This is a genomic window from Paraconexibacter sp. AEG42_29 (assembly GCF_040581415.1).
GTDB lineage: Bacteria > Actinomycetota > Thermoleophilia > Solirubrobacterales > Solirubrobacteraceae > Paraconexibacter.
This window is the reverse complement of sequence record NZ_CP114014.1, coordinates 3,656,704-3,680,935: the sequence shown is the minus strand read 5'-3', so window position 1 is coordinate 3,680,935 and position 24,232 is coordinate 3,656,704. Positions and strand designations below refer to the sequence as shown.

At 72.6% G+C, this 24,232-nt stretch carries 23 protein-coding genes, 1 tRNA gene and 1 other RNA gene; 18 read left to right on the top strand and 7 right to left on the bottom strand.

Features of this window, described 5'->3' with window-relative positions:
* Nucleotides 1-17: 17 nt before the first annotated feature.
* On the bottom strand, nucleotides 18-506 hold the full coding sequence (locus DSM112329_RS17865; RefSeq protein WP_354697908.1) for a metallophosphoesterase family protein: 489 nt from the start codon (nucleotides 504-506) through the stop codon (nucleotides 18-20).
* A gap of 105 nt (nucleotides 507-611) precedes the next feature.
* Between DSM112329_RS17865 and DSM112329_RS17860 the strand changes: the two genes are divergently transcribed.
* The gene (locus DSM112329_RS17860) at nucleotides 612-1,898 is read left to right on the top strand and encodes a SpoIIE family protein phosphatase (RefSeq protein ID WP_354697907.1); all 1,287 of its coding nucleotides are present in this window, start codon (nucleotides 612-614) and stop codon (nucleotides 1,896-1,898) included.
* A gap of 34 nt (nucleotides 1,899-1,932) precedes the next feature.
* Here DSM112329_RS17860 and DSM112329_RS17855 read toward each other — a convergent pair whose 3' ends face one another.
* On the bottom strand, nucleotides 1,933-3,495 hold the full coding sequence (locus tag DSM112329_RS17855; protein WP_354697906.1) for a serine hydrolase domain-containing protein: 1,563 nt from the start codon (nucleotides 3,493-3,495) through the stop codon (nucleotides 1,933-1,935).
* A 351-nt stretch (nucleotides 3,496-3,846) separates the two neighbouring features.
* Here DSM112329_RS17855 and DSM112329_RS17850 point away from each other — a divergent pair, with 351 nt between their 5' ends.
* The 4 genes from DSM112329_RS17850 (at nucleotide 3,847) to DSM112329_RS17835 (ending at nucleotide 6,508) form a co-directional block, all read left to right on the top strand.
* Entirely contained in the window at nucleotides 3,847-4,053 is a 207-nt protein-coding gene (locus DSM112329_RS17850) for a hypothetical protein (protein ID WP_354697905.1), read from the top strand.
* Nucleotides 4,054-4,140: 87 nt separating this feature from the next.
* The gene (locus DSM112329_RS17845; protein WP_354697904.1) at nucleotides 4,141-4,503 is read left to right on the top strand and encodes a hypothetical protein; all 363 of its coding nucleotides are present in this window, start codon (nucleotides 4,141-4,143) and stop codon (nucleotides 4,501-4,503) included.
* A gap of 419 nt (nucleotides 4,504-4,922) precedes the next feature.
* The gene (locus DSM112329_RS17840) at nucleotides 4,923-5,921 is read left to right on the top strand and encodes a hypothetical protein (protein WP_354697903.1); all 999 of its coding nucleotides are present in this window, start codon (nucleotides 4,923-4,925) and stop codon (nucleotides 5,919-5,921) included.
* Nucleotides 5,922-6,046: 125 nt separating this feature from the next.
* Complete coding sequence (locus DSM112329_RS17835; protein WP_354697902.1) at nucleotides 6,047-6,508, top strand: hypothetical protein; 462 nt, start codon at nucleotides 6,047-6,049, stop codon at nucleotides 6,506-6,508.
* A gap of 154 nt (nucleotides 6,509-6,662) precedes the next feature.
* Here the strand turns inward: DSM112329_RS17835 and DSM112329_RS17830 are convergent, their stop codons facing one another.
* Nucleotides 6,663-6,986, bottom strand: coding sequence for a nuclear transport factor 2 family protein (locus tag DSM112329_RS17830; protein WP_354697901.1), 324 nt, complete (start codon nucleotides 6,984-6,986; stop codon nucleotides 6,663-6,665).
* 181 nt (nucleotides 6,987-7,167) lie between these two features.
* Here DSM112329_RS17830 and DSM112329_RS17825 point away from each other — a divergent pair, with 181 nt between their 5' ends.
* Entirely contained in the window at nucleotides 7,168-7,698 is a 531-nt protein-coding gene (locus DSM112329_RS17825) for a MarR family transcriptional regulator (protein WP_354697900.1), read from the top strand.
* 94 nt (nucleotides 7,699-7,792) lie between these two features.
* Here the strand turns inward: DSM112329_RS17825 and DSM112329_RS17820 are convergent, their stop codons facing one another.
* On the bottom strand, nucleotides 7,793-8,578 hold the full coding sequence (locus DSM112329_RS17820; RefSeq protein WP_354697899.1) for an SDR family oxidoreductase: 786 nt from the start codon (nucleotides 8,576-8,578) through the stop codon (nucleotides 7,793-7,795).
* A gap of 208 nt (nucleotides 8,579-8,786) precedes the next feature.
* Here DSM112329_RS17820 and DSM112329_RS17815 point away from each other — a divergent pair, with 208 nt between their 5' ends.
* Complete coding sequence (locus tag DSM112329_RS17815; RefSeq protein ID WP_354697898.1) at nucleotides 8,787-9,563, top strand: SDR family oxidoreductase; 777 nt, start codon at nucleotides 8,787-8,789, stop codon at nucleotides 9,561-9,563.
* A gap of 155 nt (nucleotides 9,564-9,718) precedes the next feature.
* On the opposite strand, the gene DSM112329_RS17810 is transcribed toward DSM112329_RS17815, so the two are convergent.
* Nucleotides 9,719-9,804 (bottom strand) — tRNA-Leu (locus DSM112329_RS17810).
* Between the two features lie 97 nt (nucleotides 9,805-9,901).
* Here DSM112329_RS17810 and lexA point away from each other — a divergent pair.
* Both lexA and DSM112329_RS17800 read left to right on the top strand, forming a co-directional pair.
* Nucleotides 9,902-10,537, top strand: coding sequence for a transcriptional repressor LexA (lexA, locus tag DSM112329_RS17805; RefSeq protein WP_354697897.1), 636 nt, complete (start codon nucleotides 9,902-9,904; stop codon nucleotides 10,535-10,537).
* Complete coding sequence (locus DSM112329_RS17800; protein WP_354697896.1) at nucleotides 10,534-10,827, top strand: hypothetical protein; 294 nt, start codon at nucleotides 10,534-10,536, stop codon at nucleotides 10,825-10,827. The genes lexA and DSM112329_RS17800 overlap by 4 nt, the downstream gene beginning before the upstream one ends.
* A gap of 8 nt (nucleotides 10,828-10,835) precedes the next feature.
* Here the strand turns inward: DSM112329_RS17800 and DSM112329_RS17795 are convergent, their stop codons facing one another.
* Entirely contained in the window at nucleotides 10,836-11,234 is a 399-nt protein-coding gene (locus DSM112329_RS17795; protein WP_354697895.1) for a DUF3307 domain-containing protein, read from the bottom strand.
* 77 nt (nucleotides 11,235-11,311) lie between these two features.
* Between DSM112329_RS17795 and rnpB the strand changes: the two genes are divergently transcribed.
* The 8 genes from rnpB (at nucleotide 11,312) to DSM112329_RS17755 (ending at nucleotide 21,963) form a co-directional block, all read left to right on the top strand.
* Nucleotides 11,312-11,636: RNase P RNA component class A (gene rnpB, locus DSM112329_RS17790), an RNA gene on the top strand.
* A 100-nt stretch (nucleotides 11,637-11,736) separates the two neighbouring features.
* Nucleotides 11,737-13,527 carry an LLM class flavin-dependent oxidoreductase gene (locus DSM112329_RS17785; RefSeq protein ID WP_354697894.1) on the top strand — a complete coding sequence of 597 codons (1,791 nt, stop codon included), beginning with the start codon at nucleotides 11,737-11,739 and terminating at the stop codon, nucleotides 13,525-13,527.
* A gap of 112 nt (nucleotides 13,528-13,639) precedes the next feature.
* Nucleotides 13,640-14,875 carry a hypothetical protein gene (locus tag DSM112329_RS17780; protein ID WP_354702494.1) on the top strand — a complete coding sequence of 412 codons (1,236 nt, stop codon included), beginning with the start codon at nucleotides 13,640-13,642 and terminating at the stop codon, nucleotides 14,873-14,875.
* Nucleotides 14,876-15,075: 200 nt separating this feature from the next.
* The gene (locus DSM112329_RS17775; protein ID WP_354697893.1) at nucleotides 15,076-15,282 is read left to right on the top strand and encodes a hypothetical protein; all 207 of its coding nucleotides are present in this window, start codon (nucleotides 15,076-15,078) and stop codon (nucleotides 15,280-15,282) included.
* Between the two features lie 134 nt (nucleotides 15,283-15,416).
* The gene (locus tag DSM112329_RS17770) at nucleotides 15,417-16,736 is read left to right on the top strand and encodes a hypothetical protein (protein WP_354697892.1); all 1,320 of its coding nucleotides are present in this window, start codon (nucleotides 15,417-15,419) and stop codon (nucleotides 16,734-16,736) included.
* A gap of 31 nt (nucleotides 16,737-16,767) precedes the next feature.
* The gene (dnaE, locus tag DSM112329_RS17765) at nucleotides 16,768-20,268 is read left to right on the top strand and encodes a DNA polymerase III subunit alpha (protein WP_354697891.1); all 3,501 of its coding nucleotides are present in this window, start codon (nucleotides 16,768-16,770) and stop codon (nucleotides 20,266-20,268) included.
* A gap of 42 nt (nucleotides 20,269-20,310) precedes the next feature.
* Entirely contained in the window at nucleotides 20,311-20,808 is a 498-nt protein-coding gene (locus DSM112329_RS17760; RefSeq protein WP_354697890.1) for a cytochrome c, read from the top strand.
* 240 nt (nucleotides 20,809-21,048) lie between these two features.
* Nucleotides 21,049-21,963: a hypothetical protein gene (locus DSM112329_RS17755; protein WP_354697889.1), complete on the top strand. Its 915-nt coding sequence runs from the start codon at nucleotides 21,049-21,051 to the stop codon at nucleotides 21,961-21,963.
* Nucleotides 21,964-22,042: 79 nt separating this feature from the next.
* On the opposite strand, the gene DSM112329_RS17750 is transcribed toward DSM112329_RS17755, so the two are convergent.
* Nucleotides 22,043-23,704 carry a cellulase family glycosylhydrolase gene (locus DSM112329_RS17750; protein WP_354697888.1) on the bottom strand — a complete coding sequence of 554 codons (1,662 nt, stop codon included), beginning with the start codon at nucleotides 23,702-23,704 and terminating at the stop codon, nucleotides 22,043-22,045.
* Nucleotides 23,705-23,767: 63 nt separating this feature from the next.
* Here DSM112329_RS17750 and DSM112329_RS17745 point away from each other — a divergent pair, with 63 nt between their 5' ends.
* Nucleotides 23,768-24,148: a helix-turn-helix domain-containing protein gene (locus DSM112329_RS17745; RefSeq protein WP_354697887.1), complete on the top strand. Its 381-nt coding sequence runs from the start codon at nucleotides 23,768-23,770 to the stop codon at nucleotides 24,146-24,148.
* Nucleotides 24,149-24,232 lie beyond the last annotated feature (84 nt).

Genomic DNA, 24,232 nt, shown 5'->3' with positions numbered 1-24,232 from the left:
GCGTCGTCGCGCGCCGGTCAGACCGTGATGAGGCGCAGGCTGATCACGCCCGCACCGGTCTCCCCGATCCCCATGGTGTGAGCGGGCGCACGGCGGCGCTCGGTCGGGCTGCCGGGGTTGAAGATCGTGAACCCGTCCTGGTTCTCGTGGAGGGGCAGGTGCGAGTGGCCGAAGACGACGACGTCGGCCTGCGGGAAGCGCCGGCGTAGCCGCAGCAGGCGACCGGTGCGCGGCCCGGCGTCGTGGACCATCGCGACTCGGACGCCGTCGACGGTGATCTGCAGCTCCGCAGGCAGCCGCGCGCGGACCGCGTGGTCGTCGACGTTGCCGTGCACCGCGTGCACCGGCGGACCGAGCCCGACGATCGCGTCCAGCGTCGGGACGTCGGCGATGTCCCCGGCGTGCAGCAGGAGGTCGGCCGATCGGATTGCCGTGACGCAGGCGTCCGGTAACCGGCGGTCGCCGCGCGGCATGTGGGTGTCGGAGATGATCGCGAGGCGGGTCATGGGCGTGAGGGTCGAGCTTGCCCGACGTCCGACGATCGTGCGTGGCCGGCGAGTCTCCCCGGCAGTTTTTCCCCGTCGACACGACCGACTCGTAGATTTGGTGGCGTGAGCGCCCTGCCCCCCGAGATCCTCGATCCGTCGCGGCTGCGCGCCGTGGCCCAGACCGGGCTGCTCGACACCCCGCCGGACGATGGCCTCGACCGCCTCGCGCGGCTTGCCGCCTCGCTGCTCGACGCCCCGTTCGCGTTCGTGACGCTGGTCGACGACACACGCTCGTTCTGGAAGTCGGCGATCGGTCTGCCCAAGGAGGCACCGCGCGAGAACACCGTGCGGGAGAGCTTCTGCCAGTACGTGATCGCCGAGCCGGGCACGCTCATGATCGACGACGCGGCCGGGCACCCGCTCACCTGCGCCAACCCGTCGATCGAGCAGATGGGCGTGGGGGCCTGGGCGGGGGCGACGCTCCGTGGACCGGGCGGCGAGGCCCTCGGCTCGTTCTGCGTGGTGGACAGCACCCAGCGGCAATGGACGCCGCGCGACGCCGAGGTCCTCGAGACGCTGGCCGAGGCCGCCGCGGCCTCGATCGCACGGACGCAGGCCCAGGCCGAGGTCGACGCGCTCCGGGCCGAGCGCTCGGCCGTGCTCGAGCACGAGCTGCTCGCCGAGCGCGGGGTCACCGAGCTGCTGCAGACCTCGCTGCTGCCGACCGTCCTGGCGTCGATCCCCGGGGTCTCGATCGCAGCCCGCTACCAGGCCGCGGACGACCGCGCGACCGTGGGCGGCGACTTCTACGACGTCTTCGTCGCCGGGGACGGGTCCTACCTGGCTCTGGTCGGGGACGTCTGCGGGAAGGGCCCGAAGGCGGCGGCCGCCACCGCGATGGCGCGCTGGGCGCTCCGCTCCCGCGCCGTCCACACCTCCGATCCCGCAGCGCTGCTCACGCACCTGCGCGAGGTCATCGGCCAGCAGCCCAGCCCGTTCGCCGACCACGAGTTCCTCACCATGGCCCTCGTCCGACTGACGCCGGCCCTCGGCGGCTTCGAGCTCACCGCCGCACACGCCGGTCACCCGGCGAGCATCGCCTGCGGCCCGGACCACGACCCCGTGGTGCTGGACCGCCGCGGGGGTCTGATCTGGAGCAGGGAGCAGTCGCCGTACGTGCCGCAGCGGACGCACCTCCCGACCGGGTCGACGCTGGTGCTGCACAGCGACGGGCTGCTCGACGCGCAGGCGCCGGATCAGCAGCTGGAGACCGAGGACCTGGTCCCGATCGTGTGCCGGACGGACGGCGGCGCCGAGGCGATCGCCGATGCGCTGATGGCCACAGCGGCCGGGTCGCAGACGATCCGCGACGACATCGCGCTGCTGGTCCTGTCGACGGACGACGTCTAGGCAGTGGACGCGCGATGCTCGCTGGAAAGGCCCGCTAACGCGGCGCGGCAGTGGCGGACTTCGCAGGCCGGTGGCGCAGCGCGACGACCTCGCCGCGGCCGGTGGTCGTGGTGCCAGAGGCGGCCGTCGTCGCAGTGACGCCGAGCGTCGCGCGGCCATTCGTGCGCAGCTTGCGCAAGGTCGCGCTGGTCAGCCGGACGCGGAGCTGCCCGGTCCTTCCGGCCGCGACGTCGTACGTGCGGGCGAGCCCGCCGGAGACCGTGAGGGTGCCGCTGCACGACGGCTGCGTGCTGGGCAGCCGCGGCGGGCAGGCGACGCCGACAGCGATCCGGCCCTTGCGGTCGGCGCGCCGGGTGCCCGGCTGCACGATCGCCGCGCGGGCACGGGCAGGGCCGGCCGGCGCGAGCTGCGGCTGCACGACGCCGCTGAGCTCGGCCTCGAGGGTCTCCCGCGCCGCGGTCTGCCGGAACGGCGGGTGCTTCGGATCGCGGCCCAGCTTCGGCAGCGGGACCTCCTGGTCGGTGACCGCCGCGAGCGCCTTCCGGTAGATCTCGCGGGAGTTGGCCGACGGGATCGTCGCGACGCGGACGACGACCACGTCCGTCTGCGGGAAGACGCCGATGAGCTGGTTCAGCGCGCCGTTGAACTCGAAGAACCCGGGGTCCCAGCCCTTGAGGTTGGACTCGCCGCGTCCGTCGCAGGCGGCCGACGAGTGCAGCCAGAGGAACCATCCGTAGCACCCGTAGGCGGCGGTCGGCGTGACCGCCTCGCGCATGTACTGCTCGGAGAGCAGCCGCCGGCCACGCCAGACGCCGCCGCGGCGCATGAGGTCGCCGAAGCGCCCGTAGTCGTCCGGCGTCATGAACAGGCTGAAGAAGCCCTGGGTGTTCCCGGCGAGGTCGCGACCCCAGTTCCACGTCCCCGGCTCGATGCCGAGTGGGGTCAGCAGCTCGCGTTGGAAGAACCGCTGGAAGTCCTCGCCGGCGGCGCGCCCGACCGCGGCATCCACGAGCGGAGGGGCCGTCTGCCAGTAGTTCCAGTACTCGCCCTGCGGGTGGATCAGCGGGACGGTCAGGCCGTCCTGGATCCGGTCGCGCATCAGGATGTTGAAGTCGTGCGCCAGCGCCTGGGTGTTGCCCGCGGTCATCGACAGCAGGCTGCGCAGCGTCAGCTTCCCGTGGGCCTCGTCCGCCTGCGGCATCAGCGATCCCAGCGGGTCCTCCGGGCTGATGAGGCCGAGCGTCCACGCCCGCCCGAACGCCACCGAGGAGACGCCCTTGGCCATCGACCAGCTCTGCGTCTGCAGCTTCGTGCCCTCCGGCGCGGACCGGCTCTCCGCGACGAGGCAGCCGTGCCGGTAGACGCGGAACGCGATCGCGCTGTCCTGCATCGCGTTGTCCACGGCCGCCTGCAGCTTCTTCGCGTCCATGCCGGCCTCGGCCGCGGTCGCGCGCTGCCAGCTCGAACCGGTCGGCTCGCCGCAGGTCTTCGCGGCGACGGCGGCGGACGGCGCGCACAGCAGCAGCGCCCCGCCGGCGAGCACGCCGGCCCACGTTCCCCACGCCGTGCGGGCGCGCCTCCTCGCTGCAGCCGTCATCCCGACCTCTCCCTCTCACTGACCCACGGACGCTCTGAACCTCTCTATCGGACCATATGTGCCCGCACACGAGCGCAAGCACCTGTGCCGCCGGCTCACACCACCACGACGTCGCTCGAGGACGCCGCCGAGCTCGCCCCGCGCGAGGCGTGACGACCGCCGCGGCGACGCGGGCCCGGTCGGCGCGAAACATCACGCCCGGACGAGCCGCTACGGTAGAGGAGAGCGCCGCGCGTCCTGCCGCCCCCGAGGCCGGCTCATGGACGCGCCCGCGAGAAGCCCGCGCGAGCAGGGCTTCTTCTTCCTTCACAGGCCGCCGCAGGGCGAGCCGCACGACTCGAGGAGCACCGGATGGCCGGCAGGCAGAAGACGACGTTCGCGAAGATGAGCCGTGAGACCAAGGTCTCCGAGCGCAAGGCGGTCAAGGAGATGCGCAAGCGGCAGCGCCGCGAGGAGATCGACCGGGCCCGCGCCGAGGGCCGTGAGGTCTGGGAGACCGTGGACGCCGACGACACGTCGCTCGACCGTCCCGACCGCCTCGAGCTGCGGACGAGCTGAACGACCCCCGGGGCTCCGTCTGGAGCCTCCGGGTGTGCTGACCTCACACTGACGTCCCCACCCGGTTCCGCCGTGTACGGTCAGCCCATGCGGCGGAGCAGGCAGGTGCGGGACATAGCGGCGGCCAGGGCGGCGATCGGCGTCGCCTCATGGACGATGCCCGTGACCGCCGGTCGCCTGTTCGGCCTCGGGTTGGGCGGCGAGACGAACGCCCCGTTCCTGCTGCGGCTCGGCGGCGCTCGGGACCTCGTCCTGGCCGCAGGGGCACTCGAGGGAACACACCCCGCGCGCAACCGGGCCCTCAGGGTCGCGATCGCCTGCGACGCGCTCGACCTCGCGGCAACGACGCTGGCGGTGCGGCAGGGACGGATGTCGAAGCCGGCCGCGACGCTGATGGCCGCCGCGTCCGCGGGTTGCATGGCGCTCAGCGCGCGAGCGCTCGCCTCCTGACCCAGGCCCAGCGGACGGACGCCGCGACGTCTCGTCGCGACCGTCAGCGGTTGCCGATGTAGTACTCGGCGGTACCGTCCGGCGCCGGTTCGCCGAGCCCGTCGGCGAGCAGCCGCGTCGCAAGCTTGACCGGCTGGGACATTGTGGCTAGACAGGATGTACGACGGCGCCTAGGATGGACGGACCGGTCCACCGCTCCTCTCTCTCGCGGTGTTCGACCTCATGTCGAGCCTCCGGGGCTCGCGCTCCCTCGCAGCCTCGGAGGGACGACCGGCCTCCCGCTCGGCGTTGCCGGGGTGCGAGGCGCATGGTACCTCCTTCCGAAGAGGCCGAGCGGCCGCTGATCGCTCGCCGCACCGGGCAAAGTCGGGGGTCCTGACCCCGATGCCGCGCTCGCCGTGCAGCAGGACGATGCTCCCATGCGCACCCTCCGCCCGCTCGGGCTGCTCGTCACGCTGCTCGCCGCAGCGCTCCTCGTCACGTCGTCCGCCTCCGCCCTGACCCCGGCCAAGGTGCCCGGCAATCCCGGCGGTATCTACGCGGGCGTCCCCAAGATCGACGGCGTGTCTGCGAAGCAGTGCGCCCGGACGTGTCGCGTGCGGATCGCGCTGACGAGCGACGGCCTGGAGGTCACGCGGGCGTCGACGTTCGTGCTCGCCGGCGCCGGACCCTGCGCGCACGTACCGGAGACGCGCCTGGAGATCGCCCGGCTGAAGGCGGACGGCTCGTTCAACACGTTCCGCGTGGACGCGGACAACGGCTACCGCGTCCGGGGGCGAATCACCCCCACCCGGGCGACCGGGAGCGGCTTCGTCACCTGCACGAACGGCGACGAGCGCCGGTTCGGCTTCTCGATCCCGCTGACCGGACGGCAGCTGCCGAAGGCCGGCCGGACGGTCGAATGCGAGCGCCTGGCGCTCGGCAGCTTCAGCGTCGAGAGCTTCTGGTTCGTGCGCACGCGCGGCCTCGGCTGCGGCGCCGCCCACGACGCGAGCCGCGAGTTGCTGCGCAAGGCCTGTCCGGCGGCAGGCTGCACGCGGGCAGGTCTGAAGTGCGTCCCGATCACGGTGGGCACGCTCGCTCCGGTCCCGGATGTCCGCTGCACGGCCGCGACCGGCGACCCCACCAAGACGACCGGGACGATCGCCGAGATCACGCGCTACCGGCGCTGCGCGAACTCCTCGGATCACGTCCAGGAGGTCAACGTCACCGCGGCCGTCACCTGCGCCGAGGCCCTCGACTTCCTCGCCCGCCGCGACGACTGCGACCCCGGCGACTGCCCGGGCGCGGACCTCGAGTGCAAGCCGGCAACCGGCGGTCTGCGCTATGAGTACGCGGAGGAGGCCACGCTCTGCGTCGATCAGCGCGACCCCCGCCGTCAGCTGCTCCTCACCCAGTACCCGGGAGGCAGCGTCTGACCGCGGCCCGGGCGGGCCGTTGCCGGCGTCCGACTGGCCTCTGACGTGGACGCGATCGCAGCGCCCGAGGTCGGGAGCCCACTGAGAGCCGGTCCGGAGTCGGGCCCGCTGCGAGAATCTCCGTCATGGTCCGCAGACCCGTCGGAATGTCGATGGTCCTCGCGCTGCTCTTGCTCGGGGGCGCGGGCTGCGGAGGCGACGAGACGACGGCCACCGAGTCGACCGGATCCGGCATCGCAACGAGCGCGGCGGCCCCCGCGCAGGCAAGCGGCTCCGAGCAGTCGCTGACCGCTCACCTGCGCCTATCGGGCAGCGGCTTCGGCACCACGGCGGAGCGCGAGGCCGTCTACGCGCTCGAGGACCGCCTACTCGTTGCGGTCGCCAAGGCCGGCGGTGAGTTCGACGGCAACGAGTTCGGTGGCGGTGAAGCCGTTCTTTACGCCTACGGTCCCGACGCCGACGCCCTGGACCGGGCGCTGCGCGTCGCCCTCCGCGGGTACGCGGTGTCGGCTGGGTCGTACGCGATCAAGCGCTACGGGCCCGTCGAGGATCCAGACGCTCGTGAGCTGCGCGTCGCACTGAAATGACCGACCCGGGCGCGGTCAGGCTGTTCGACGGATTGAGGTGGGGGATGCAACCGATTTGTCTCGATCGGGATGCCGTTCGTGGGCAACGGGGTCGCCGACTCCCGGGCCTGGCGGCAGCGAGCGGCAGGCCCGAGGTGCCGGGGTTTGACGGGAGCTAGACGGCCTCGATCGCCAGGCGGGTGATGAGCCCGTCCTGGATCGCGAAGTCGAACGCGAACGGCAGCGGGCCGCCCGGGAAATCGCCGTCGCCGGAGGCGATCATGCGATCGCCCTCGTAGGCGGTCGGCGTCAGGACGACCTTGGGGTCGATCAGGTGGCTCTGGATCCAGCCGCGGATCTCGGCCTCGGTCGTGTAGGTCTTGCCGTCGTCGCCGACGGTGGCCTCGGGAGCGAACACGGCGAGCAGCACGTCGACGTCGTGAGCGTTGGTCCGGGTCACGAACTGCTCCACGGCCTCGGGCAGGGTGATGGCAGCCATCATTGAACCTTCTTTCGGATTAAGGGGGAGTGTGTGCCGCAGTGCCGGCGTGGATCGCCGTGTTCGGCGGTGTCCGCCACGGTGATTTCCGCGTTCAGCGGCCTCGGCGAAGGTAGCAAATATTGTCTTGGAGGACAATAACTTTCTACGAGAGTGACCCTGAGGTCGTAAGGTCGTCCGCATGGCTGCAGCGAACACCCCAGGCGGCGTCCGTCCTCGCGTCGCGAGCGACTTCCCCTACCGATCGCCCTTGCTCGCGAGTCTGAGCGCGCTGATCCTGCTCTGGGACACGCCGTCCATGCAGAGCCAGATCCTGATCAAGAGCGGGGAGACGCTCGACCAGCCCGCACATCAGGCGCTGCGGCATCTGCTCGCTTGGGGGTCGATGCGCCCGAAGGCGCTCTCGGAGGTCCTCGGCACGGGTGCCTCGCACGTCAGCAAGATCTTGGGCCGCCTGGAGCAGGACGGCCTGGTGGAGCGGTCCACCGACCCCTCCGACGGGCGCGCGACGCTCATCAACCTGACGCCAGCGGGTGAGGTCGCAGCGCGCGGGGTGTACGAGCTCGGGGACCGGATGATCGCCGAGGTGCTCAGCGGCTGGTCGGCGGCCGACGTGCGTCGCTTCACCGCGCTGACCGAGCGCTTCGTCGACGACGCCATCCGCGCCGCCGAGCAGATGCGCGAACGCGGCCTACGCCCCGAGCAGCCTTGAGGTCCCCGGCGCCCGCGACCCCGTGAGCGCTCACGGGGGCCGCCGTGAGCGCTCCACGGCGACCACCGCTCCGGCTGCCCTCGACCCGTCTCCTTCAGGTGGTGGGCACCGTCCCGCCGTCGATCACATACTCGGCGCCGACGATCGACGAGGCCCTGTCGGTGACCAGGAACCCGATGAGGTCGGCGACCTCCTCCGGGTTCGCGAACCGGCCGAGCGGCACGCCTCCGAGGGAGTCGTAGATCAGCTGCTCCGCGTCCTTGCGGCTTAGGCCGTTGCCCTCGGCGATCCGGCCGATGAACACCTCGGTGGCCTCGGTGTGGATCCCGCCTGGGCTGACCGCAGTCACACGGATGCCCTTGGGTGCCAGCTCGTTGGACAGGCCCTTGCTGTACGTGCGCAGCGCCGCTTTCGCGGCCGCGTAGGCCAACGAGGCGTCGTACAGCGGCATCTGATTCTGGATGGACGTGACGTGCACCACCACGCCGGACCCCGACTCGATCATCGACGGCAGAAGCGCCCGATCGAGCCGCACCGCGCCGAAGAAGTTGAGCTGCAGCTCGATCATCCACTGCTCGTCGGTGATCACCGCGAACCCGCCGGCCGGCGTCGACGCCCCGCCCACGACATGCACGAGGATGTCCACCCCGCCGGCCCCGAGGAGTCGCTCGGCGACGATCGCCGAACCCTCTGCCGTCGAGGTGTCCGCCTCTATGAAGCGGTCCGGCAGCTCGTAGCCGTCAGGCATCGAGCGCGCCGTCGTATACACGTCGGCCCCGAGCTCGCGAAGCCTCGCGACCACCGCCGCACCCGTCCCCTTTGACCCGCCCGTGACCAACGCCCGCCGACCGTCGAGCCGGTCGCGTTCCGCATCTGACATGAGTGCTCCTCCCGGAGCCGTTCGGCTCCGCTTGTGGTGTGAACGACGCCCACGAATGGGACGCCGTCCCGGATACGCCGGGACGTGATCTCGTCGCAGCAGCACGCACGCTGAGGCGTCGCGCGGCTGTGAGATCAGGACTTCGAACTCGTCGAGAGCGTAGCAAAGATAGTGTCCTTTAGGACAGTATCTGCTATACCGTCGTGCCATGAGCACCTCACAGGAATTCGTCGGCCTCCGAGTCCTCGTGACCGGCGGCACCAAGGGAACAGGCGCCGCGGCCGCGGCTCGCCTGCGAGCCGCCGGAGCGACAGTCGTGACCACCGCCAGGTCGCTGCCGGCCGACCACCCCGACCCCGCGAACTTCATTGCCGCCGACACCTCCACCGCCGAAGGCAGCCAGGCCATCGTCGACCGGCTCCAAGGCGAAGCGGCCGTCGACGCGATCGTTCACATGGTCGGCGGATCCAACGCGCCGGCCGGCGGCTTCGCGGTGCTGGCCGACGCTGACTGGGAGGCCGAGCTTCAGCTCAACTTCCTCGGTGCCGTGCGCCTGGACCGAGGGCTCGTCCCGACGATGATCGAGAAGGGGCGAGGCGCGATCGTGCACGTCTCCTCGACCCAGCGGAGGATGCCGCTGGAGTCCTGGCCGGCCTACGCCGCTGCCAAAGCCGCGCTCACCAACTACAGCAAGGGTTTGTCCAACGAGCTCGCGCCCAAGGGCATCCGTGTCAATGCGGTCAGCCCGGGCGGGATCCACACCGACGGGATGACGGCCCTGATCGGGCAGATCGCCGAGGCCCAGGGGATCGACGACGCCGCCGCGCTCGATCAGCTCATGAGCGCCGTCGGAGGCGTGCCGCTGGGCCGCTTCTCGCGCCCGGATGAAGTCGCCGAGCTCATCGCGTTCCTCCTTTCCGACAGGGCCTCCAGCATCGTCGGCGCGGAATACGCGATCGATGGCGGCACCGTCCCGACTGTCTGACCGGTCGGCTCACCGCGCTCGGGGCCGTAGCTGTCGGGTCTCGCGTCGATCGTGGGATGGACGCGTGGCATGGGAACGCTCCGCGTGCCGCCTGGCAGCGGGCGGCCCCTATCCCTGAACGACAAAACCCCCGTGAAGACGGGGGTTCTGTTCCATGCGCCGAAGAGGACTCGAACCTCCACGGGCCATAAAGCCCACAAGGCCCTCAACCTTGCGCGTCTACCAATTCCGCCACCGGCGCGATGGGGGCGTGAGTGTAGCGCGGTTGTTTCCGTCGGCGCTGCCCGCTACTGTTGCGAACACATGTTCGGTGTCCGTACCAGCAAGGAGCGTCACTCGTGGACCTGACGAAGCGGCAGCAGGAGATCTTCGACTTCATCAAGCGGTACTCAGCCGACAACGGGTACCCGCCCACCGTGCGCGACATCGGCAAGGCGGTCGGCCTCGCGTCCTCGTCCACGGTGCACGCGCATCTCGCGAACCTCGAGAAGCTCGGACTGCTGCGGCGCGACCCCTCGAAGCCGCGGGCGATCGAGCTGTTCGACCGGCTCGGCAAGGAGGTCGATGCGGTCGTCGACAACGTCCGGCAGCTCGTCGCGCCGCAGGGTCTCCCGGTGCTCGGTCAGGTGGCCGCGGGTGCGCCGATCCTCGCCGAAGAGAACATCGAGGAGTACGTCCAGGTTCCCCCGGCCGCCGGTGGCGACACCGGCGAGTACATCCTGCGCGTGCGCGGGGAGTCGATGCGGGACATCGGCATGCTCGAGGGCGACTTCGTGGTGGTGCAGAAGCAGGACACCGCACAGGACGGCGACATCGTCGTGGCGCTCGTGGGTGAGGAGGCGACCGTGAAGCGCTTCTTCCGCGAGAGCGACCACGTGCGGCTGCAGCCCGAGAACTCCGAGATGGAGCCGATCCGCTCGCGCGACGTGAAGGTCATGGGTCGCGTCGTCGGGCTCTTCCGGAGCGTCTCATGAGCACGTTCACCGCCACCGGGGCGCGGACCGCCGGCCCTGGAACCACTTCGGCGCCGGGCCGCCCGCGCCGTCGCCGCCAGACGTCGTCGACCTCGTTCGACGCGCTGTTCGACCGTCCCGTGGAGGGGCAGACGTTCGACGAGCTCATCGTCGGCGTCTGGGAGGACCTCTCCGCACACCGCACGGTCACCTGCCCGGTCTGCCAGTCGGCCGCGATGCGGCCGCGCTACGGCGCCGGGCAGGGAGCCGTCGGCGGTCGCTGCGGCGACTGCGGCAGCGTCCTGGGCTGAGACAGACCTCAGAGGCAGGCCGCAGCCAGCGCGGTTCCGAACAGGAAGCAGACGTGGAAGGACTGGTCGATCGCCATCCACAGCGGCGACCCGAACGGCGTGGTGGTCTTCTTCACGACGCGGACGTAGGCCACGAGCGCGCGCCCGTCGTCCTGGATGAGATGGGTGACCAGGGCACCCGCAGCGGCATAGCCGGCGTGGGCGGCGTCCTGCTCGTCGGAGATCCAGTAGAAGGCCGGAAGGAACGGGATGGCGTAGGTCGCGACGTGTGCGAAGAGCGCCCTGCGGCGTTCGGGATCGCGGCCCAGTCCGCCCTGCTTGCGGGTGGCCTGCCACTCCGTCTGCAGCAGGAAGTCGCCCACGAGGTGACAGACCATCAGGACCGCGAAGACCTCGACCCAGGACATTCGGGCGAGCGTATCCGCGCGCCGGGCGCGGACGCGCGGAATGTGTGGCACGTCACAGAGGCAGTACGGTGCGGGGCGCAGGTCAGGCAGTCGCGGAGGCGCGCAGCGTCTTCGAGGAAAGTCCGGACACCACAGGGCAAGGGTGGTTGGGAGACCGACCCGGGGAAACCCGCGGGAAAGTGCCACAGAAACACACCGCCGATGGCCCTCTTCGGAGCGCACAGGCAAGGGTGAAATGGTGCGGTAAGAGCGCACCGGCGTCGCGGTGACGCGGCGGCCGGGTAAACCCCACCCGGTGCTAGACCAAGCAGGACCGCTTGTAGGCTGCCCGCCGAGGTCCAGGTAGGTCGCATCAGATGGATGGCTGCCCAACGACAGAATCCGGCTTACCGACCTGCTAAGGCGAAGCCCCGCTCCGGCGGGGCTTCGCTATGTCCGGGGCAAGATCGCCGGCAACACGCGGGCCACAACACGGCCGCGAGCCGCGGATAGCCTGCAATCCGTGCACATCGGGCTGCTGAGCGACCTGCAACTGCCGCGTCCCTGGAGCGCCGCGGGCGAGCGGTCGCTGCTCACCCGCGAGCTCGATCGGATCGTGCTCGCCGAGGCGCTCGGACTGTCCGGCGCCTGGGTCCAGGAGCATCACTTCCTCGAGGAGCTCGGCCATGGCGGCGGGGCGACCGCATTCCTCGGCGCCGCCGCAGCCCGCACCAGCACCATCCGCCTGGGGCTCGGGCTCCTCAGCGTGGACCCGTCCGTCCGTCACCCGGCGGTGCTCGCGAGCGAGGTCGCCACCCTCGACCAGCTCTGCGGCGGCCGCCTCGATGTCGCGACCGGCGTCGCGCGCACGGGGGTCGAGGTCGCCGGGCTCGGGCTCGCGCGGCAGACGGCGCGCGCCCGTCTCGAGCACTACACGGGGGTCCTCGCCCGGATGCTCGAAGAGGAGCCGTTCGCCGGGTCCGGCGGGGGCGGCGCCGGCCCCGCCGCGCGGATGATCCTCCCGCGCCCACACCAGCGCCCGCATCCGCCGCTGTGGCTGCGCTGCGACAAGGCAGCCGAGATCAGCACCGCCGCACGACTCGGCCTTGGGGCGTTGTGCCGCGCCGTCGTCGACCCCGACGAGGCCGCCGAGTGGGTGGCCGAGTACCGCGCCGTCCTCGCGTCCGAGCGCTGCACCCCGGTCGCCGCCTCGATCCGGCCACGTGTCGCGGTCTGCCTCCCGATGTTCGTCGACGCCGACGAGGCGACGGCCATCGTCCACGGCCTGGACGGCGCGCACTTCCACGCCTATGCCGTGTCGCACTACGAGCGTTTCGGCGAGCACCGTCCCGGGGCCACCGACCTCTGGGCCGCGTTCCAGGCGCAGCGGGAGGACGTAGGACTCGCAGGCGGGGTTGTCGTGGCGGACGGCAGCCCGCTCGGCGTGCGCGTGTTCCGCGACGGCCGGGCGTCGCTGCGCGGAGCGATCGGCACGCCGGACCAGGTCGCCGACCTCGTTGCGCGCTACGCCGCCGCCGGGGTCGACGACCTCCTGCTCGTCCTCCCGCCGCCGGTTGCCGGCCGGCCCGATCACAACGCCGAGTCGCTGCGCCTGTTCGCGGATTCGGTCCTGCCGCGAATCGTTCCGCGGGCGGGGGAGGAGGACGACGACGCGGCGCTGCAGACTGCGACACGGAGCGCACTGGCCCGGCGGCCGCCCCGGCCGACGCTGACAAACGAGGCGATCAGTGCCCTTGCCGAGGCGCCCGCGCCGACCGGCCCGGCGGCAGCCGCCCAGAGTGGCGCAACGCCGGCCGACCCGGTCCGGTCGGCGAACGGCAGCGGACGGCCCGAGACGGCGCGTGCCATCCTCCGCGCCACGATGCCCGCTGACCTGAAGGAGCGCGCGAGCGCCCGCGGCACCGCCGCCGCTCGCCGTGCGGTCGCCCGTGCAGACGACCGCTGGCTCGAGCGGACCCTGGGCTCGGCCCGTGGTCTCAAGCTGATCTTCGGCGCGATGGCCAAGCGGTTCGTGCCGGCAGCGGCGCAGGGCTTCGTCGGCACGATCGCCTACGAGCTGCGCGACCAGGCCGGTGTCGTGCAGACCTGGAGCGTGCGCGTCACGCCGACGGCGGCGACCGCGACCCCAGGGCCGGCGCCGGACCCCGCGCTGACGATCCAGATGGGCCTTGCGGATTTCCTGCGGCTGGCGGTCGGCGAGCTGGACCCGGGCGCGCTGCTGCTGAGCGGCCGGATGGATCTGCGCGGGGACTTCGGCCTGGCGACGCGACTCGGGGCGATGTTCGGCCAGTAGTCCCCGAGGGACGTACGGCCCGGTCCAGACGTCCCGAAATGGGGAGGAGCAGGGCTTTTCCGGAAGCCGTCTGACCGTCCGCCCGGAATGCGAACATGTGTTCGTGTCATCCATGGTCGTCTGTGTCCAGCTTCCCCGTTTCGAGCTCGCCGTCGCCGCCGGCGGCCGGGACGCGCTGCTCGCGCTCGGGCCCGCGGCGTTGGCCCCCGAGCCGGGTCGCGAGCAGCTCGTGGGGGAGGTGTCGTCCGCCGCGGAGGCGGTCGGCGTGTACCCGGGCATGCGCCTGGGCGAAGCGCTGTCGCGGTGTCCGTCGCTCGCGCTGATCCCGCCGGATCCGGTCGGCGTCGCGGACGAGTGGGAGGCGGCGATCCGCCGGCTGGAGGCGGTCGGCGCTGCCGTGGAGTCGCCGTGGCCGGGCAGCGCCTGCTTCGAGGCCGCAGGCCTGCGACGGCTCTACGGCGGTCGCGTGGTGGGGGACGACGCCCCGGTGCTGCCGCGGATCGGCCGCGCTGAGCCGCCGCCCTGGCTCGACGCGGTCGTCGCGGTGGTGCGGCGTGCCCTCGCGCTCCCCGCGCGCGTGGGCGCGGGACCGTCCCGGTTCTGCGCGGTCGCCGGTGCGGCGCGGGCGCGCTCGCGCCGCCCGGAGCTGGTGGCGGGCGCGCTGGCGCTGTCCGCCGAGCCGGTGACGTTGCTGCGCCGCTACGAGGACACCGCGCCGCTCGTCGCGCCCCTCGAACGGCTGGGCATCGGGACGCTGGGCGCGGTGGCGACGCTCGGCCGTGCGGCGATGGCGGACCGCTTCGGGACGGTCGGCCTGCGTGCGCACGGCCTGGCCCTCGGTCAGGACACGCCGCTGCGGCCGCGGACCCCGGGCGAGTCGGTGCAGGAGAGCCTCGAGCTGCCGGAGGCGGCCAGCGGTGTGCAGGCACAGCGCGCCTTGGAGCTGCTGATCGACCAGTTGCTCGCGAACCGCGCGCGTCGCGGGCGGACGCTACGGGCGGTCGTGCTCTCCGCGAAGCTCGTCGAGGGCGGGACCTGGCAGGAGCGGCTGGTCTTCCGCGAGCCGCTGGCCGATCCGGGCCGGATGCGGATGGTGCTCGCACTGCGGCTGGCGCTGCTGCCGGCGCCGGCAAGCATGCTGCGGCTGTCGGTCGACCGCTTCGGCCCGCCGCACGCCCCGGGCGCCCCGCTGTTCGAGGACGCGACCGCGGTCCGGCGCGCCCGGCTGCGCGAGGCCGTCCGGCAGGCGCGGCTGGCCGCCGGCCCGGACGCCGCGCTGCGGATCCTGTGCGTCGAGCCCGACTCCCGCGTGCCCGAGCGGCGCGCCGTCCTGGCCCCGTTCGAATGACCTCGGGCGGAGGGGGCGACCGGCACGGCGGACCAGGCTCCGGCGGCGGCACCGGCGGAGCGGGCGGTGAGCGGGGCGCACGACCCGGCCGCGGTCCGGGCGCGGGCCGCGGGACGGCGATGCGGGTGGTCCGCGGGAGTGCCGGCGCGGCACCGTCGCGAGCACCGGGTGGCCCGCGGCGGCTGGGGCTGCCGGTCCTCGTGCCGGTCACGGTCGGTCCGGGCGGACGGCCGCTGACGGTCGCCGGCGATCCCGTGGACGCGATCCGCGAGTCGTGGCTCGTCGAGGACCGCTGGTGGACGGCGAACCCGCTGCGGCGGCGCTATTGGGAGGTCGTCACCGTCGGCGGGCGGGACCTCGTGGTCTTCCGCGACCTGGTGGAGGGCAGCTGGTACCGGCAGCGATAGGGCGGCGCAGTCGGGGCGTGCCCCGAGCGCCGGGCGGTTCCGCGGAATCGCCCGCGGCCACCGGACGAAAAGGGAGCAGAACCGCGGCAGGTGTGCGGTAGCGCTGCGGCAGCGGCCGGATGCAAGCTCGGACGATGCCGCTTCCGACCCCCGATCGCCGCCCCTCACGTGCCCGCCGTGGCGACCGGGGGCAGGCGGCCCTCGACTACCTCGGGGTCGTCGCGGTCGTCGCGGTGATCCTCGGGGTCATCGGCACCTTCACGGTGGGTCCGTCGATCGTGAACGGCGTCGGGGAGACCTTCCAGCGCGCGCTGTGCAAGGTGACCGGCGACTCGTGTGCCCAGCTCGAGCGAGCGGTGTGCACGGTGCGGACCAGGGCGACGGACGTCAGCGTCACGGGGCGGGCGGTCATCTTCAAGGTCGGTCGTGGGCTCAACCTGCTGCGCTCCGAGCGCTCCGACGGCACCGTCGAGCTCACGCTGCTGGACAAGTTCAGCGGCGGTGTCGAGTTCAGGGCGACGCCCGCAGGGGGCATCAGGTTTGGTGGCCGCGACCTCGGGGTCTCCGGAATGGCGCAGGCCGCAGCCATCGCCGAGCTCGGCGGCGGAAGGATGTGGCGTGTCCCGGACAAAGCGGCGGCCGACAAGCTGCAGGACAAGCTCGAGGAGGTGATGGTCGGAAAGGGGGTGTCCGCGCTCGCGGGACCTCTCGGGGGAATGGTCTCCGGTGCGCTCCAGAAGAAGCTCGGAGTCGGGAGCGGGATCGATCTGCCCGAGCCCACCGCCCACCTCGGGTCGCTGAAGGCCGATGTCGGCCTGAAGCTCGATCCGGGCATCAGAGCGGAGCTCGACCTCGGCGCAGCCTTGACTGTCGGCGGCAGCAAGAACACGGCGGGAGGCGGAACGGTCTATGTGGCGAGCTCCCCGAAGCTCAGCGCGGCGGTCCTCGGCGGGCTCGGAAACCTCGGGATGGACGGCGAGGTGCGCCTCGCGCTGACGATAGGCGTGGACGGCAAGCCGTCGACGCTGGCCCTCAGCGCCACAGGGAACCTCAAGGGCGGGCTGATCGGCAAGGGGCTGAAGGGGGACGGCAGCCTGCCGGTCCCGAAGGTCACCACCGGGGTTGCGGGCCGGTCCGCCACGGTCACCGCGACGTTCGACCTCACCACCCCGGAGAGCCGCGCCGCGGTTTCGCGCCTGCTCAAGGCGTCCAAGCCCTCCGGAATCAAGGACCTCCCTGGCGCGGCCTGGGACATCGGCCGCATGATCGGCGGCAACACCCGCCTCGACATGACGACCTACGCCACCGACGAGAAGATCTACGGCGGCGGTCTGGACTTGCCTCAGGGCGGGATCAGCGCGGACTACAAGCGCACGAAGTCGGACCTGCTCGACGCCTGGACCCGCCCCGCCGGCGGCGCCTGGGAGCAGCGCGAGGACTGCCTCCGGGCGTGATGCCGTCCCTCCTGTCTGCGAACATGTGTTCGTGTCGTCGTACGTCGAGCTCCACTGCCACTCGGCCTTCTCGTTCCTCGACGGGGCGTCGCTGCCGGACGAGCTCGTGCTGGGGGCACTCGAGCAGGGACACCAGGCGATGGCGCTGACCGATCACGACACGCTCTCGGGGTCGATGGAGTTCGCGCAGGCAGCAGGCGCGCACGGGCTCCACGCGATCCACGGGGCAGAGGTCAGCATCCGGCCGGACGGCGTCCGGCCGGAGGCGGCCGATCCAGCTGCGCTGCGGCACCTCACCCTGCTGGTCCGCAGCGCCGCGGGCTGGCGGAGCCTCTGCCGCCTGCTCACGCGGGCGCACGCGCACACACGCGAGACGCCGTCCCGCCGGCGGGACCAGCTGGCGCCGTCGGTGACGATCGCCGACGTCGCCGAACACGCGGAGGGCCTCGTCTGCCTGAGCGGCTGCGCACGGCGGGGGGTGCGGGACGACGCGACGCTCCGTCGCCTGCGCGACGCCTTCGGCGGCGGCCCGGACGGCCTGCGCATTGAGCTTCAGCGACCGTTCGCCCGCCATGACCGCGCGCGCAACCGCGAGCTCGTCGCCCTCGCCCGCCGGCTGGAGCTCCGCGCCGTGGCCACCGGCAACGTGCACGCCCACGCCCGGACGCGCGCGCCGCTGCAGGACGCGTTCGTGGCCGTCCGGGAGCACACGACGCTCGATGCCTCCGAGCCCCTCCGGCGCGGGAACCACGCCCACGTGCTCGCCACTCCCGCGGCGATGGCGTCGCGCTTCGCCGACCATCCCGACGCCGTGGCCGAGGCCGCGCGCCTGGCGGAGTCGCTGACCTTCGACCTCGGACACGACCTCGGCTACCGCTATCCGGGATCCGAGGACGCGGACGCGGACAGCAAGCTGGCGGCGATCTGCCACGGCCTCTTCGACTCGCGCTACCCCGGGCCGACGGGCATGCGGGCGGACGCGGGCTCACGGCCGGCCGGTTCGGCCGCGGCGGCCCAGAGCCTGCGCGAGCGTGCCGCTGCCCGCCTCGAGCAGGAGCTCAAGCTGATCGAGCAGCTCGGGCTGTCGGGCTTCTTCATCCTCCATCACGAGCTGCTCGAGCTCGCGCGGGAGGTCGCTGCCGAGGTCCGCGGCGCCGACACCGTCCGCTCGCTGCTGCCGCCCGGCCGCGGTCGTGGCTCGAGCGTCTCCTCCATCGTCTGCTACCTCACGGGCCTGTCGCACGTCGACCCGGTCGCGAACGAGCTGTTCCTCGGCCGCTTCCTGAACGCCGAGATCACCTCCCTGCCGGACATCGACCTCGACTTCCCGCGGGATGTCCGCGCGACGCTGATCCCGCGCATCCACGAGGTCTACGGGCGCGACCGCTCGGCCCTCGTGGCGGCGTTCCCGACCTACCGCTCGCGTGGCGCGGTGCGGGAGATCGGCAAGGCGCTGGGCCTCCCTCCGGGGGAGATCGAGCGGGTGGCACGCGCGTCGGAGGGCTGGGGCGCGTCGAAGGTGGGGGAGGACGTCGTCGCCGCGCTCGGGGAGGGCCGGCTGGAGGTCGCCGATGGCCAGGCCGGCCGCTGGGACTGGCTCGTCCGGCTGGCCAAGGAGGCACAGGGACTGCCCCGCCACCTCAGCCAGCACTCGGGCGGGATGATCGTCGCGACCCGTCCGCTGGTGGACTGCTGCCCCGTCGTCCCGGCGGCGATGGAGGGGCGGCAGATGGTCATGTGGGACAAGGACTCGTGCGCGGACGCAGGCTTCCTGAAGATCGACCTGCTCGGGCTGGGGATGCTGTCGGCGGTCGAGCGGTGCGTCGAGCTCATCGCCGCCACCAGCGGTGAGCGCGTGGACCTCTCGCGGATTCCCTACGACGACAAGCCGACCTACACGGCGATCCAGCGGGCAGAGACGACAGGCGTCTTCCAGATCGAGAGCCGGGCGCAGATGGCCTCGCTGCTCCGGACCCATCCGGAGAACCTCGACGACCTGACGATCCAGGTGGCGATCGTCAGGCCCGGCCCGATCCAGGGCGGGGCGGTGAACCCCTACATCGACCGCCGTCAGCGGATCCGGGCCGACCCGAACTACAAGATCCCCTACGAGCACCCGGCGCTCGAGCGTGTCCTGAAGGACACGCTCGGGACGATCATCTTCCAGGACCAGGTGATCGAGGTCGCGATGGACTTCGCGGGCTTCTCGGCAGGGGAGGCGGAGGGACTGCGGCGCGCGATGAGCCGCAAGCGCTCGCAGGCCGCGATGCACGCCTACAAGGACCGCTTCCTGCAAGGCGCGCAACAGGTCCACGGCGTCACGCCGGCCGTCGCCGAGCGCGTGTACGCCATGATCGTCGGCTTCTCCGGCTTCGGATTCCCGAAGGCGCACGGAGCCGCCTTCGGGCTGCTGGCCTACCAGTCGACGTGGCTGCGGGTCCACCACGGTCCGGAGCTGCTCTGCGCGCTGCTGGACGAGCAGCCGATGGGCTTTTACCCACCGGACGCCCTGGTCCACGAGGCGCAGCGGCGGGGCATCACGATCCTGCCCGCGGACGTCAACGCGAGCGAGGTCGGCTGCACGCTGGAGCCGGCCCCGGCCGGCTCGGACTTCGCGAGCGCGGTCCGCATCGGCTTGGGCTACGTGCTCGGCGTCCGCGAGGACGAGGTCAGGACGATCGCCTCGGCGCGGTCGGCGGGCGGCCCGTTCACGAGCGTTCAGGACCTGATCTCCCGCGCGGGCGCGGGCCGGCCTGCGCTCGAGCGGCTGGCGTGGTCGGGGACCTGCGACGCCCTGGTCGCCGACGAGGTCGCGATACCCGGGCACCGGCGGCGCGCCGCCCTCTGGCGGTTGGGTGCGGCAGCCCCCGGCATCCGGCTGCAGCGTCGCTCGCGCGGCGGCCCGACGGAGGACCTCGGCACGCAGCTGGCGCTGCCGCTCGCCCCGCCCAGCGCCCCTGGCCTCCCGGCTCTGGGTGACTGGGACGCGATGATCGCCGACTATGCGAGCACCGGTGTGACGACCGCGACGCACCCTGTCGAGCTGCTGCGTGCCGAGCTCGACGGGCAGCGTGCTCTGGCCAGCACCAGGCTGCGGACCGCTCGCCACGGGTCGACGATCCGGGCCGGTGGCCTGGTCGTCGCCCGCCAGCGACCCGGGACGGCCAAGGGCATCGTCTTCATGCTGCTCGAGGACGAGGGCGGGACGATCAACCTCATCGTCCCGCCGGACATCTACGAGCGGTACCGGCTACTCGTCCGGACCGAGCCGCTGATCGTCGCCGAAGGGCGGCTGGAGCGTCATCCGGCCGCCGGCGGCCAGGTCAACGTCCTCGTGCGCCGACTCTGGGCGCTCGAGGCACCGGACCGCCCACTGGCCGTCGTCAAGGACTTCTCCCCGCTCGACCTCCAGGAGCTCGAGCGCGAGCAGCAGGCGGAAGGACAGCAGGCCGCGGCCGCGGCCGGCGGGGGTGGCGACTTCCGCGCGGTCGCACCGCCGATCATGAACTTCGGGGCCGGCCGGAGACGGTGATTTCGCCGCACACGCCGCCGTCGCTCACGGTAGGCTGGCCGCGTGATCGCCACAGCAGCATTCGTCATCGCGTTCCTGGTCGTCGGAGTGACCGTCGTCGCCCTCGCTTTCGGCGGTGGCCCGCGGGGGGCACGCAGGAACCTCCACGGTCAGAGCCGCAGCAACAACCGCGTCGCGATCACCGCGACCGTGCTTGCGACCATCGCCTTCGGCGCCGGCATCCCGGTCGCGGTGATCGCCGCCAACACGGACAACCAGTCCAAGCAGGCACCCGGCGGCGTCAAGCTCAGCGAGGCCCAGCAGGACGGCCGTAAGGTCTTCGCCAAGAACTGCTCGACGTGCCACACGCTCAAGTCCGCGAACGCGGTCGGCAAGGTCGGGCCGGACCTCGATCAGCTCCGTCCGGTGGCGGCGTTGACGCTGAACGCGATCGAAGAGGGCCGTGCACGCGGCATGGGGCAGATGCCCGCCGGGCTCATCGACGGCGAGGATGCGAAGCACGTCGCGAGCTACGTCGCCGCGACCGCCGGGCGCGACTGAGGACCGCCGGCGCGCCACGCCCCGCGTCCAAGGTTCTGCCGGAAATCAGTCAGTAGGCGCGGCACGCCGGCGGCGGCGTCGGCACCCTCACCGCCGGTCGCAAGAACCCTTGCAGAACCTGCCCTTTGCAGGGATTTCACGCGCTGTTACGATGATGACGCGTTCCGCCGCCCGTCCGGGTAGTGTGCCGCGAGCCCCGCGGTGGAGTAGTTGGGGACGACGCACCCGTCGCAACCGCATATGACCGAGATCGCTGACGACAGATCCTGGTGGGCCGATGTCGAGCACCTGCGCCCTGGCGCTCCCGCTCCGACGTCGACGCCGCAAACCGCGCTCCGCGAGCGCCCGACCCGCTCTCCGCTGATCGAGGTCGACCCGCGCTGGGACGCCGGCGATCAGACCGCCGCGCACCGCGAGCACCGCGGTGGCGATCACGACCCGGCCTCCGCTGCCCCGCCGGCCGCCGTTCGCCGCGGACGCATCACCGGACGCGCGCTCCCCGAGCGGTCGGAGGATCCTGTCCTTCGCCGTGCGGACGCTGCCTCGTTCTCCGACGCCATGGACCTCGACGGGGCGTTCGGTCTCCCCTCGCGGCCGTCGCAGTCGCGGGAGATCGTGCTCACGGGACGGCCGGTCGTCGCCGACGACCACGCCGCGGACTTCTACGACGACCGTGACGTCGAGGCCGAGGACTCATGGCTCGGCGACCAGGATCAGCTCTGGGTGGAGCCCGACCGCCCCCGCCGCGCGGCGGCCCCGAAGGCCGACCGGTGGGACGAGGGCGACGAGCTGTGGTCGTCCGGGCCCGCCCCCAAGGACCCGTCGCAGGCCGTCCTCTGGGACGACGACGATGAGCTGTGGTCCGAGCCGGCCCCCCGCCGGCGCCACGCCCTCGAGGACGACCGCGCCGACTACCGGCCCGCCGCACGCGGCGCCGGCGGCCCCGATCGCAAGACCGTCCGGATCACCGGGAACCCCGGTATCCAGGCGGAGCTCGCTGAGCGGCGTGCCCTGCGCGAGGTCGAGAGTCGTCGGCCGCGATCGGTTGCCGACCGCGCCGCCCACCGGCCGGACCGCATCGCGATGTGGGCCGTGATGCTCGGGATCTTCCTGGTCCTGATCGCTGCGACCAGCTCCAGCGCCGGCCTCTCCTAGCGCCACCCGCGCATCCGCGAACCCGCGGACCTCCGGGTCGCGGCTCGCTCGCCGGACCGTCCCGCTCCAGGGCCGACGATCAGCCGCGGTCGACCACGACGGTGACGTCCGTCGTGCCGCGGTCGGCCAGCACGCGCACACGACGATCGCCCGCCGCAGACACGACGCGGCCACCGGTGACACGGACTCGCCACCCCGCACGCACGGTCGCCGGGGGCAGCTCGATCACGCTCACGCCACCCTCGCCCGCGTCGGCCATCCACTTCGGCAGTGCCATAGCGGTCGCTCGCGAGCCGCGTGCCCGCGAGTCCGGCCGCGCCGCCCCGACCGTACGCCCGCCGCCACCGCTCGCGGCTGGCCGCACACGCCGGACCAGCGCCCGCGCCCCCACCACCGCAGCGGTCGACCACGTCACCTCGAGCCGTTCCGCGGAGTCGTTCCACGACCAGCCGCGCGGTGTCCCGGCGATCAGCACCGGGCCGGGACGGGCCAGCACGGCCAGCTTCTCGGCCTTGACCGTCCTGGGTCCCGGCGCCTCGGCGAGCGTCCGGACCAGCCCTTCGTGCGGACGGGCGGCGAACGGGTCCTCGTTGAAGTACGCCCAGTGCAGCCAGCCGACCATCGCGCGGTCGGCGTCCTCGAGCACGGACCGCAGGCGACCGAGGTCGTCGGTCGCGCCGAACTCGGTCAGCAGCGACGTCTGGCGCCCGGCGACCACCTGCTTCTCCGCGTTCGCGAACGCGCGCGGCTGGCGGGTCGCGCACGGCGTCGAGCCGACCACCGGGCTGCAGTAGACGTGGAAGCTGAACCCCGTCTGCGGGTCGCCGGTGTCCCCGATCCAGGTGGCGGCGCCCTGGTTGAAGTTCACGCCCGGCTCGACGAACACGAGCCGGCGGGGGTCGGCGGCCCGCACCCCCGCGGTCAGGCGGCGGAAGAACGGGCGCAGGACGCCGGAGTCGAAAGCCGGGCAGCCCTCGAGGCGGGCGCATTCGTCCACCCGCGACCCGGGGTACGGCTCGTTGAAGAGGTCGTAGCCCAGGATCCCGGGCACGTCCCGCAGACGGGTCGCGACGCGCTCCCAGATCGCGGCGATGTCGTCCTGGACCCCGTCGGTGTTGGCCCACAGCCCGTCGAACGGCGTGGCGTCGGCGCGCCCGACGCCGAGCGACGCCAGGCCGGGCCGCTTGTGGGTCATCCAGCCGGGAAAGCCCTCACCCCCGGTCGACTCGGTGTAGTAGTCCTGGTGCAGGTCGACGAGGGTCGCGATCCCGGCCGCGTGCAGCTGCCGCACGGTGGCGGCGATGTCGTCCAGGTACGCCTCGTCGAAGCTCCCGCGCTGCGTCGGAGCGACGCCGCTGGCGATGATCCCGAGGCGCACCGCGGTGAAGCCCTGCTCCCGCAGCCACGCGGCGTCGTCCGCCCCGAAGCCGAGCCGGGACGGCAGGTACGGCGGCCGCTTGGCGACCATGTTCATGCCCCGCAGCACGACGACCCGGCCCGTCGTGTCGACGATCCAGCGGCCGGCGCGTCCGGCGACAGCGATGGGCGCCGGGGCCCGGATGCCGGCCGGGGCAGGTGTGTTCGCCGGCAGGTGCGCGGTGCCGCCTGGTCGCGCGACCGCCTGCAGGCGGCCGGCCGGCGTGGGGCCGGCGCCGGACGCCTCGTCGCCCGGCCCGGGCCACCCGGCGACCCAGACGAGCACGAGCAGCGGGATGAGGAGGGTGACGCGCGGCCGCAACACGGTGCGCAACCGTACTGGCGCGGTGGTCCAGGCACGCCGCGTGACCCTCTACCCTGGGGCGGGATGAGTCGTGAGACCCGCACCGCACCCGACGTGGCGTCCGGTTGCTGCCCGCTCTATCACGAGGCGGTGGAGCTGATCGGCCGCCGCTGGACCGGCGCCATCGTGGCCACGTTGCTGGGCGTCCACCCGCACCCGATGCGGTTCGGCGAGATCTCGAAGGGCGTCCCCGAGCTCTCCGACCGCATGCTCTCCGAGCGCCTGCGCGAGCTGGAGGAGCGCGGCGTGGTCGAACGGCACGTCGCCCCGGGACCGCCCGTGCGGGTGACCTACGGCCTCACCGCGATGGGCGCCGGCCTGGAGCCCGCGCTCGCCGCACTCAGGTCCTGGGCGCAGCACTGGCTGGACGAGGAAGCCGGAAGCGCCGCCCCGCGCACGAACTGAAGGTCCGCTGCAAACGGGGCGTGCCTGAGGCGGCGCTCATCGCCGACGTGCCTCGACCCCGTGTACAAAGCGGGCACGTGCGAG